The 11,326-nt window shown below is 51.8% G+C and carries 5 protein-coding genes; all 5 read right to left on the bottom strand.

The window, feature by feature from the left end:
- The coding region (locus ACO6VE_RS22835) for a DUF1601 domain-containing protein (RefSeq protein WP_422463641.1) at positions 1 to 2,096 on the bottom strand (2,096 nt) is incomplete at its 3' end.
- A 106-nt stretch (positions 2,097 to 2,202) separates the two neighbouring features.
- Positions 2,203 to 5,622 carry a DUF1601 domain-containing protein gene (locus tag ACO6VE_RS22840; RefSeq protein WP_422463643.1) on the bottom strand — a complete coding sequence of 1,140 codons (3,420 nt, stop codon included), beginning with the start codon at positions 5,620 to 5,622 and terminating at the stop codon, positions 2,203 to 2,205.
- Between the two features lie 155 nt (positions 5,623 to 5,777).
- Positions 5,778 to 7,076 carry an RAP domain-containing protein gene (locus tag ACO6VE_RS22845; protein WP_422450711.1) on the bottom strand — a complete coding sequence of 433 codons (1,299 nt, stop codon included), beginning with the start codon at positions 7,074 to 7,076 and terminating at the stop codon, positions 5,778 to 5,780.
- Positions 7,077 to 7,121: 45 nt separating this feature from the next.
- A complete protein-coding gene (locus ACO6VE_RS22850) occupies positions 7,122 to 8,372 on the bottom strand; it encodes a DUF1601 domain-containing protein (RefSeq protein ID WP_422463644.1) in 1,251 nt (416 codons plus the stop codon).
- Between the two features lie 106 nt (positions 8,373 to 8,478).
- Positions 8,479 to 11,326: DUF1601 domain-containing protein (locus ACO6VE_RS22855; protein ID WP_422463646.1), on the bottom strand; the 2,848-nt coding region annotated here is incomplete at its 5' end.

Genomic DNA, 11,326 nt, shown 5'->3' on the forward strand with positions numbered 1-11,326 from the left:
TTCGCCATGGCCCACAGCAGGTTGGCGATAGCCTGGGCATTAAATTGGTCTTTCTGTGCGTTCACGTGGGGCAACAGCGCGGCCACGGCCTTGTTGAGCCCTGGTGTCCGCTCCTGCCCGTTGTCCACCAGTTTCGCCATGGCCCACAGCAGGTTGGCAATGCCCTGGGCATTAAATTGGCCTTTCTTTGCGCACACGTGGGGCAACAGCGCGACAACGGCCTCGTTGAACTCCGGTGTCTGCTTCTGCCCGTTGTCCACCAGTTTCGCCATAGCCCACAGCAGGTTGGCGATAGCCTGGGCATTAAATTGGTCTTTCTGTGCGTTCACGTGGGGCAACAGCGCGGCTACGGTCTCTTCAAGCTCTGGCGTCTGCTCCTGCCCGTTGTCCACCAGTTTCGCCATGGCCCACAGCAGGTTGCCGATATCCTGGGCATTAAATTGGTCTTTCCATGTGTTCACGTGGGGCAATAACGCGGCCACGGCCTCTTTGAGCCCTGGTGTCTGTTCGTGCCCGTGGTTCACCAGTTTCGCCATGGCCCACAGCAGGTTAGCGATACCCTGAGGAATAAATTGATCTTTTTGTGCGTTCACTTGGAGCAACAGCGCGGTCACGGCCTCTTTAAACTCTGGTGTCCACTCCTGCAAGTTGTCCACCAGTTTCGCCATGGCCCACAGCAGGTTGGCGATACACTGGGCATTAAATTGGTCTTTCTGTGCGTTCACCTGGGGCAACAGCGCGGCCACGGCCACGTTGAGCCCTGGTGTCTGCTCCTGCCCGTTGTCCACCAGTTTCGCCATAGCCCACAGCAGGTTGGCGATACACTGGGCATTAAATTGGTCTTTCTGTGTGTTCACGTGGGGCACCAGCGCGGCTACGGTCTCTTTAAGCTCTGGCGTCTGCTCCTGGCCGTTGTCCACCAGTTTCGCCATGGCCCACAGCAGGTTGCCGATATCCTGGGCATTAAATTGGTCTTTCCATGTGTTCACGTGGGGCAATAACGCGGCCACGGTCTCTTTGAGCCCTGGTGTCTGTTCGTGCCCGTGGTTCACCAGTTTCGCCATGGCCCACAGCAGGTTAACGATACCCTGAGGAATAAATTGATCTTTTTGTGCGTTCACTTGGAGCAACAGCGCGGCCACTGCCTCTTTGAGCCCTGGTGTCCGCTCCAGCCCGTTGTTCACCAGTTTCGTAATGGCCCACAGCAGGCTGGCAATGTCCCGGGCGTTAAGTTGGTTTTTCTGTGTGTTCACGAGGGGCAACAGTGTGGCCACAGCCTCTTTGAGCCCTGGTGTCCACTCCTGCAAGTTGTCCACCAGTTTCGCCATGGCCCACAGCAGGTTGGCGATATGCTGAGGAATAAATTGGTCTTTCTTTGCGTTTACGTGGGGCAACAACGCGACCACGGCCTCTTTGAGCCCTGGTGTCTGCTGCTGCCCGTTGTCCACCAGTTTCGCCATGGCCCACAGCTGGTTGGCGATTCCCCGGGCATCAATGTCCCTGGCTTGAGGTTTTTGGTTGCACTTGAATATTATTGCGCCAAGCAGAGTGGACAATAAGGAAGCTTGAGTTAGCTTGACACGCTCATCCATGGGGTTATGAGGGGTAAAAAAACCCGCTGAAGTCAATGAATGTAGTGTTGTCGTAAGGCTTCGCCAGTCCCAACGCCGTGTTACGGTAAAATTTTGCAGCAAACGTATCAGCTGGCTTTGTTCAGCTTGATTTAACGGTCTTTTAGCAGCTGATGTGTATCTTTTAATTGAATCAGCATACAGACCGTGATGTCTCCCATCATAGCGATCACCGAAACGATAAGATTTACTCAACAGATCATCCATTATTTCCTGTTTGATGAGGGCATTAAAATCCTGAGCAGGGTTTACTGAACGCCCCTGTAGATGTTGAGAAGAACGTGTGCCAGAAGAATGGTAAAATTCATTGCGACCCGGCGCAGTGCGGGGGGGATGATCCCATTGTCTGACTGTGGCATGTCTATATCGTCCACGTCCTGAAGAAGTGGCATGGCCATCCGGTCGGTTATAATAATTATCTGATCTTGCGTATTTACCACTGATACCAGCAGAACTTCTATCCATAATTATATTTCATTAATTCATGAAAATATAACAAGCAGACTGCGGTTCTGCTCAGAAGTTCATTTTGCTGAACTGTCTATAAACGCCAGTGGTTGGAGAAGAACAACTACTCTGGATTGTTAAATGATTCAGAGCCATGCCCTTTTGGTTGGGTGTTTATCCTGGTCTTTATTTGATCAATACATCGTTTTATTGAATCCGAGCTCCAAAGCGTGTTAATCGGGATTTCAATGACCTCAAATCCTGATTTTTGCAGCAGAGCAATTTTAAGCAGAGTTGAACCATTCCGGGTTTTGAAATCGTTACTCACGTAATGAAACGGTCCCTGAATTTCAATCACCATGTTGTGATCTGGCAGTAACAGGTCAACCGGAGGTAATGAGTTCAAACTCTTTTCTTCTTCAATCTTCAAAGAGGGCATACATGATTGGAGTTGATTGCGGAAGTCGGATTGAGGTTTTGAAATGGTTGTCTGGTAATGGGGGGCGATCGGACACGGTCTGCCAAGCCAACTGGCGGCCATGGCAATGACGCGTTGATCCTTTTCATTGTCCGGGGGGGTATTTTTCAGGCGAGTAAACAGGTCATCCATGTGCTTTTCAAGCACGTTGTTTTTATTGGCATTGGAGACCAGAGACAACCTGGCACAGCATACCATTACGCCCCAGAGAGACATTAATATATCTTGCTGAGAGAACTGAGGGTTTTCACTGATTTTGTGGACAAGCGATTTGAAGATAGAGGTAACCACGTTCAGCTCAACGAGTTCACCCAGTTTCGCCATGGCCCACAGCAGGTTGGCGATACCCTGTGGTTTAAAGTTAGCCTTCTGTGCGCTCACATGTGGTAACAGCGCGGCCACGGACGCTTTGAACTCTGGTGTCCACTCCTGCCCGTTGCCCACCAGTTTCGCCATGGCCCACAGCAGGTTGGCGATGTGCTGAGGAGTAAATTGGTCTTTCTGTGCGTTCACGTGAGGCAACAGCGTTGCCACAGCCTCGTTGAGCGCTGGTGTCTGCTCCAGCCCGTTGTCCACCAGTTTCGCCATGGCCCACAGCAGGTTGGCGATATCCTGGACATTAAATTGGTCTTTCTGTGCGTTCACCCGGGACAACAGCGCGACCAGGGCCTCGTTGAGTCCTGGTGTCGACTTCTGCCCGTTGTCCACCAGCTTCGCCATGGCCCACAGCAGGTTGACGATATGCTGTGGGTTAAAGTTAGCTTTCTGTGTGTTTACGTGGGGCAACAGCGCGGCTACGGCCTTGTTGAGTTCTGGTGACCTCTCCTGCCCGTTGTCCACCAGTTTCGCCATGGCCCACAGCAGGTTGGCGATATGCTGTGGGTTAAAGTTAGCTTTCTGTGTGTTTACGTGGGGCAACAGCGCGGCTACGGCCTTGTTGAGTTCTGGTGTCGACTCCTGCCCGTTGTCCACCAGTTTCGCCATGGCCCACAGCAGATTGGCAATACCCTGTGGTGTAAAGTTGGCTTTCTGTGCGCTCACGTGGGGCAACAACGCGGCCATGGTCTCGTTGAGCTCTGGTGTCCGCTCCTGCCCGTTGTCCACCAGTTTCGCCATGGCCCACAGCAGGTTGGTGATTTGCTGTGGTTTAAAGTTAGCTTTCTGTGCGATCACTTGGGGCAATAGCGCTGCCACGGCCTCGTTGAGTCCTGGTGTCCGCTCCTGCCCGTTGCCCACCAGTTTCGCCATGGCCCACAGCAGGTTGGCAATATGCTGAAGAATAAATTGTTTTTTCTGTGCGCTTACATGGGGTAACATTGTAGCTACAGCCTCTTTGAGACCCGGTGTCCACTCCTGTCCGTTGTCCACCAGTTTCGCCATGGCCCACAGCAGGTTGGCGATATCCTGGACATTAAATTGGTCTTTCTGTGCGTTCACCCGGGACAACAGCGCGGCCAGGGCCTCGTTGAGTCCTGGTGTCCGATCCAGCCCGTTTTCCACCAGTTTCGCCATGGCCCACAACAGGTTGGAAATGCCCTGGGCGTTAAATTGGTCTTTCTGTGCGTTCACGAGGGGCAACAGGGCGGCCACGGCCTCGTTGAGCCCTGGTGTCCACTCCCCGTTGTCCACCAGTTTCGCCATGGCCCACAGCAGGTTGGCGATATCCTGGACATTAAATTGGTCTTTCTGTGCGTTCATCCGGGGCAACAGCGCGACCAGGGACTCGTTGAGCCCTGGTGTTCGCTCCAGCCCGTTTTCCACCAGTTTCGCCATGGCCCACAACAGGTTGGCAATGTCCCGGGCATTAAGTTGGTTTTTCTGTGCATTCACATGGGGCAACAGCGAGGCCACGGCCTCGTTGAGCCCTGGTGTTAGCTCCTGCCCGCTGTCCACCAGTTTCGCCATGGCCCACAGCAGGTTGGCGATTTCCTGTGGTTTAAAGTTAGCTTTCTGTGCGTTCACCCGGGGCAATAACGCGGCCACGGCCTCGTTGAGCTCTGGTGTCTGCTCCTGGCCGTTGTCCACCAGTTTCGCCATGGCCCACAGCAGGTTGGCGATCCCCTGAGGAATAAATTGGTCTTTCTGTACGTTCACGTGGGGCAGCAGCGCGGCTACGGCCTCGTTGAGCTTCGGTGTCTGCTTCTGCCCGTTGTCCGACAGTTTCGCCATGGCCCACAGGAGGTTGGCAATATTCTGGGTATTAAATTGGTCTTTCTGTGCGTTCACATGGGGCAACAGCGTGGGCACAGCTTCTTTGAGCTCTGGTGTACACTCCCCGTTGTCCACCAGTTTCGCCATGGCCCACAGCAGGTTAGCGATACCCAGAGGAATAAATTGGTCTTTCTGTGCATTCACGTGGGGCAGCAGGGCGGCCACGGCCTCTTTGAACTCCGGTGTCTGCTTCTGCCCGTTGTCCACCAGTTTCGCCATGGCCCACAGCAGGTTGGCGATTCCCAGGGCATCAATATCCCTGGCTTGAGGTTTTTGGTTGCACTTGAATATTATTGCATCAAGAAGCGTGGACAATAAGGCAGCTTGAGTGAGCTTAATACGCTGATCCACGGGGTTATGAGGGGTAAAAACACCCGCTGAAGTCAATGAATGAAGTGTTGTTGTCAGGCTTCGCCAATTCCAACTCCGTGTTACTGTGAAATTTTGCAGTAAATGTATCAGCTGGCTTTGTTCGGCTCGATTTAACGGTCTTTTAGCAGCTAACGTGTATTTTTTAATTGAACTGGCATATCGACCGTGATGTCTCCCATCATAGCGATGACCGAAACGATCCGATTTTCTCAACAGATCATCCATTACTTCCTGTTTGATGAGCGCATTAAAATCTTGAGCAGGGGTTACTGAACGGCGCAGTAGATGTTGAGAAGGGCATGCGTCAGAAGAACGGTAAAATTTATTACGCCCCGGGTTATTGCGTGGGGTATCATCCCACTGCCTGACCATGGCATGTCTATATCGTCCACGCCTTGAAGAAGCGGCATGGCCACCCGGTCGGTTATAATAATTATCTGATCTTGCGTATTTACCACTGATACCAGCAGAACTTCTATCCATAATTAAATTTCATTAATTCATGAAAATATAAAAAGAAGACTGCTGTTCTGTTCAGAAGTTCATTTTGCTGAACTGTCTATAAACGACAATGGTTGGAGAAGAACATCTATTCTGAATTGTGAAAATGGTTCTGAGTCATGATAGCAGGTAGACGATTACTGGCTGCTTGTTCTCTTCTTTACTTGATCAATAAATGGTTTCATTAAATCCTGGTTACAAAGCTGGTTAACCGGGATTTCAATGACTTCAAACCCTGCTTTTTGCAACAGTGCGATTTTCAGCAGAGTCGAACCTTTCCTGGTTTTGAAATCACCATTCACGTAATGAAACGGCCCCTGAACTTCAATAATAATGTTGTGATCTGGCAGTAGCAGGTCAACTGGAGGCAATGAGTTCAGGCACTTTTCTTCTTCAATCTTCAAAGAGGGCATGCATGACTGGAGTTGATCGCGGAAGAAAGTTTGAGGTTCTGAAATGGTTGTCCGGTAATGGGGGACGATCGGACACGCTCTGCCAAGCCAACTGGCGGCCATAGTAATAATGTGTCGATCCTTTTCATTGTCCAGGGATGTATTTTCCAGGCGAGTCAACAGGTCATCCATGTGCTTTTCAAACACGTTATTTTTATTGGCATTGGAGACCAGCGACAACCTGGCACAGCATACCATTACGCCCCAGAGAGATATCAATATATCTTGCCTGGAGAGCGGAGGATTTTCACTGATTCGGTAGACAAGCGATTCGAACGTAGAGGTAAACACATTCAGCTCAACGAGTTCACCCAGTTTCGCCATGGCCCACAGCAGGTTGGCGATGCCCTGTGGTTTAAAGTTAGCTTTCTGTGCGTTCACGTGGGGTAACAGTGCGGCCATGGCCGCTTTGAACTCTGGTGTCCACTCCTGCCCGTTGTCCACCAGTTTCGCCATGGCCCACAGCATGTTGGCGATGTGCTGAGGAAGAAATTGGTCTTTCTGTGCGTTCACATGGGGCAACAGCGTGGCCACAGCCTCGTTGAGCGCTGGTGTCCGCTTTTGCCCGTAGTCCACCAGTTTCGCCATGGCCCACAGCAGGTTGGCAATATGCTGGGCATTCAATTGGTCCTTCTGTGCGTTCACGTAGGGCAACAGGGCGTCCACGGCCTCGTTGAGCCCTGGTGTCCGCTCCAGCCCGTTGTCCACCAGTTTTGCCATGGCCCACAGCAGGTTGCTGATCTGCTGAGGAATAAATTGGTCTTTCTGTGCGTTCACGCAGTGCAACAGCGCGGCCACGGCCTCGATGAACTCTGGTGTCTGCTCCTGGCTGTAGTCCGACAGTTTTGCCATGGCCCACAGCAGGTTGGCGATAACCAGTGGTTTAAAGTCAGCTTTCTGTGCGTTCACATGGGGCAACAGCGCGGCCACGGCCTCTTTGAGCTCAGGTGTCCGCCCCTGCCCGTTTTTCACCAGTTTCGCCATGGCCCACAGCAGGTTGGTGATATCCTGTGGTTTAAAGTTAGCTTTCTATACGTTCACGTGGGGCAATAGTGTGGCCACGGCGTCGTTGAGCCCTGGTGTCTGCTTCTGCCCGTTGTTCACCAGTTTCGCCATGGCCCACAGCAGGTTGGTGATATCCTGGACATTAAATTGGTCTTTCTGTGCGTTCACCCGGGATAACAACGCGACCAGGGCTTCGTTGAGCGATGGTGTCTGCTCCTGCCCATTGTCCACCAGTTTCGCCATGGCCCACAGCAGGTTGGCGATATGCTGAGGAATAAATTGGTTTTGCTGTGCGTTCACATAGGGCAACAGGGCGGCCACGGCCTCGTTGAGCCCTGGTGTCCGCTCCTGCCCGTTGTCCACCAGTTTCGTAATGGCCCACAATAGGTTGGCGATTCCCTGGGCCTTAAATTGGTCTTTCTGTGCGTTCACGTGGGGTAACAGCGCGACCACCGCCTCTTTGAGCCCAGATGTCCACTCCAGCCCGTTGTCCACCAGTTTCGCCATGGCCCACAGCAGGTTGGCGATACCCTGAGGAATAAATTGGTCTTTCTGTGCATTCACGAGGCGCAACAGGGCGGCCACGGCCTCTTTGAACTCTGGTGTCTGCTTCTGCCCATTGTCCACCAGTTTCGCCATGGCCCACAGCAGGTTGGCAATTCCCTGAGCATCAATATTCCTGGCTTCAGTTTTTTGGTTGCAGTTAAATATTATTGCATCAAGTAGCCTTGACAATAAGTGAGCTTGAGTAAGCTTAACACGCTCATCCATGGGTTTATGAAAGGTAAAAACACCCGCTGAAGTCAATGAATGAAGTGTTGTCGTCAGGCTTCGCCAGTTCCAGCTCCGTGTTACTGTAAAATTTTGCAGCAAATGTATCAGCTGGCTTTGTTCGGCTCGATTTAACGGTCTTTTAGCAGCTGACGTGTATTTTTTAATTGAACTGGCATATTGACCGTGATGTCTCCCATCATAGCGATGACCGAAACGATCCGATTTTCTCAACAGATCAGCCATTATCTCCTGTTTGATGAGGGCATTGAAATCCTGAGCAGGGTTTATTGAACGGCCCTGTAGATGTTGAGAAGAGCTTGCTCCAGAAGAATGGTAAAATTCATTGCGACCCGGTGCAGTGCGGGGGGGATGATCCCACTGCCTGATCGTGGCATGTCTATATCGTCCACGCCCTGAAGAAGCGGCATGGCCACCCGGTCGGTTATAATAATTATCTGATCTTGCGTATTTACCACTGATACCAGCAGAACTTCTGTCCATAAGTATATTTCATTAATTCATGAAAATATAAAAAGCAGACTGCTGTTCTGTTCAGAAGTTCATTTTTCTGAACTGTCTATAAACGCCGATGGTTGGAGAAGAACAATTACTCTGGATTGTTAAATGATTCAGAGCCATGCCCCTTCGGTTGGGTGTTGATTATGGTCTTTATTTGATCAATACATCGTTTTATTGAGTCCGGGCTCCAAAGCGTGTTAATCGGGATTTCAATAACCTCAAATCCTGATTTTTGCAGCAGTGCAATTTTCAGTAGAGTCGAACCATTCCGGGTTTTGAAATCGTTACTCACGTAATGAAACGGTCCCTGAATTTCAATCACCATGTTGTGATCTGGCAGTGACAGGTCAACTGGAGGTAATGAGTTCAGACTCTTTTCTTTTTCAATCTTCAAGGAGGGCATGCATGATTGGAGTTGATTGCGGACGACAGTTTGAGTTTTTGAAGTCATCGTCTGGTAATGGGGGGCGAAAGGACACGGTCTGCCAAGCCAACTGGCGGCCATGGCAATGGTAGTTTGATCCTCTTTATCCGGTGATGTATTTTCCAGGCGAGTCAACAGGTCATCCATGTGCTTTTCAAGCACGTTATTTTTATTGGCATTGGAGACCAGATACAACCTGGCACAGCATACCATGACTCCCCAGAGAGACATCGATATATCTTGCCTGGAGAGCTGAGGTTTTTCACTGATTTTGTGGACAAGCGATTCGAATGTAGAGGTAACCACATTCAGCTCAACGAGTTCACCCAGTTTCGCCATGGCCCACAGCAGGTTGGCGATATGCTGGGGAATAAATTGGTCTTTCTGTGCGTTCACGTGGGACAACAGGGCGGTGACGGCCTCATTAAGCTCCGGTGTCCGGTCATGCACGTCGTCCACCAGTTTCGCCATGGTCCACAACAGGTTGGCGATTTCCTGTGGTTTAAAGTTAGCTTTCTGTGCGTTCACTTGGGGCAACAGCGCGGAGACGGTCTTTTTGAGCTCTGGTGTCTGCCCCAGTCCGTTGTCCACCAGTTTCGCCATGGCCCACAGCAGGTTGGCGATAGCCTGGGCATTAAATTGGTCTTTCTGTGCGTTCACGAGAGGCAACAGGGCAAACACGGCCTTTTTGAGCGCTGGTGTCTGCTCCAGTCCGTTGTCCACCAGTTTCGCCATGGCCCACAGCAGGTTGGCGATATGCTGGGGAATAAATTGGTCTTTCTGTGCGTTTACGTGGGGCAACAGGGCGACTACGGCTTCCATGATACCTGTTGCCTGCTCCTGCCCGTTGTCCACCAGTTTCGCCATGGCCCACAGCAAGTTGGTGATTTCCTGTGGTTTAAAGTTAGCTTTCTGTACGTTTATATGGGGCAACAGCGCGGCCACGGCCGCTTTTAGCGCTGGTGTCAGCTCTTGCCCGTCCACCAGTTTCGCCATGGCCCACAGCAAGTTGGCGATACCCTGGGCAGTAAATTGGTTTTTCTGTGCGCTCACAAGGAGCAACAGCGCGGCCACTGCCTCTTTGAACTCTGGTGTCCACTCTCCGTTATCCAACAGTTTCGCCATGGCCCACAGCAAGTTGGCGATATGCTGAGGAGTAAATTGGTCTTTATGTGCCTTTACGTGGGGCAACAGCGTGGCCACGGCCTCGTTGAGTTCAGGTGTTCGCTCCTGCCCGTTGTCCACCAGTTTCGCCATGGCCCACAGCAGATTGGCGATATGCTGAGGAATAAATGGGGCTTTTTGAGCGTTTACGTGGGGCAACAGCACGGCCACCGCTTCGTTGAGTTCTGGTGTCTGCTCCTGCCCGTTGTCCACCAGTTTCGCTATGGCCCATAGCAGGTTGGCAATACCCTGGTCATTAAACTGGTCTTTCTGTGCGTTCACGTGGGGCAACAGCGCGGCAACGGCCTCTTTGAACCCTGGTGTGTGCTCCTGCCCGTTGTCCACCAGTTTCGCTATGGCCCACAGCAGGTTGGCGATTTCCTGTGGGTTAAAGTTAGCTTTCTGAGTGTTCACGTTGGGCAATAACGCGGCCACAGCCTCTTTGAGTTCTGGTGTCTGCTCCTGCCCGTTGTCCACCAGTTTTGCCATGGCCCACAGCAGGTTGGCGGTACCCTGAGGAATAAATTGGTCTTTCTGTGCGTTCACGAGGAGCAACAGGGCGGCCAGGGCCTCTTTGAACCCTGGTGTCCGCTCCAGCCCGTTGTCCATCAGTTTCGCCATAGCCCAAAGCAGGTTGGCAATGCCCTGGGCACTAAGTCGGTTTTTCTGTGCGTTCAGAAGGGGCAGCAGGGCGGCCACAGCCTCTTTCAGCCCTGGTGTCCGCTCCAGCCCTTTGTCCACCAGTTTCGCCATGGCCCACAGCAGGTTGGCAATGCCATGGGCATTAAGTTGGTTTTTCTGTACGTTCACGAGGGGCAACAGGGCGGCCACGGCCTCGTTGAGTTCTGGTGTCTGCTCCTGCCCGTTGTCCACCAGTTTTGCCATGGCCCACAGCAGGTTGGTGATACTCTGAGGAATAAATTGGTCTTTCTGAGCGTTCACGAGGAGCAACAGCGCGGCCACGGCCTCTTTGAACCCTGGTGTCCGCTCCAGCCCTTTGTCCACCAGTTTCGCTATGGCCCACAGCAGGTTGGCGGTATCCCGGGCATTAAATTGGTCTTTCTGTGCGTTCAAGTGGTGCAAAAGTGCAGCCACTGCCTCGTTGAACGCAGGTGTCAATTCTTGCCCGTTGTCCACCAGTTTCGCCATGGCCCACAGCAGGTTGGCGATACCCCGGGCTTCAGGTTTTTGGTTGCAGTTAAATATTATTGCATCAAGTAGCGTTGACAATAAGTGAGCTTGAGTAAGCTTAACACGCTCATCCATGGGTTTATGAAAGGCAAAAACACCCGCTGAAGTAAATGAATGAAGTGTTGTCGTCAGGCTTCGCCAGTTCCAGCTCCGTGTT

Origin of the sequence: Endozoicomonas sp. ALB115 (genome assembly GCF_049310245.1) — a bacterium.
In the GTDB taxonomy this organism is placed as follows: domain Bacteria; phylum Pseudomonadota; class Gammaproteobacteria; order Pseudomonadales; family Endozoicomonadaceae; genus Endozoicomonas.

Bases quoted from the DNA above. Each gene is read 5' to 3' on its own strand.
- ACO6VE_RS22840 (WP_422463643.1), bottom strand. From the start codon at position 5,622: ATGGATAGAAGTTCTGCTGGTATCAGTGGTAAATACGCAAGATCAGAT.
- ACO6VE_RS22850 (WP_422463644.1), bottom strand. From the start codon at position 8,372: ATGGACAGAAGTTCTGCTGGTATCAGTGGTAAATACGCAAGATCAGAT.
- ACO6VE_RS22845 (WP_422450711.1), bottom strand. From the start codon at position 7,076: ATGGCGAAACTGGTGAAAAACGGGCAGGGGCGGACACCTGAGCTCAAA.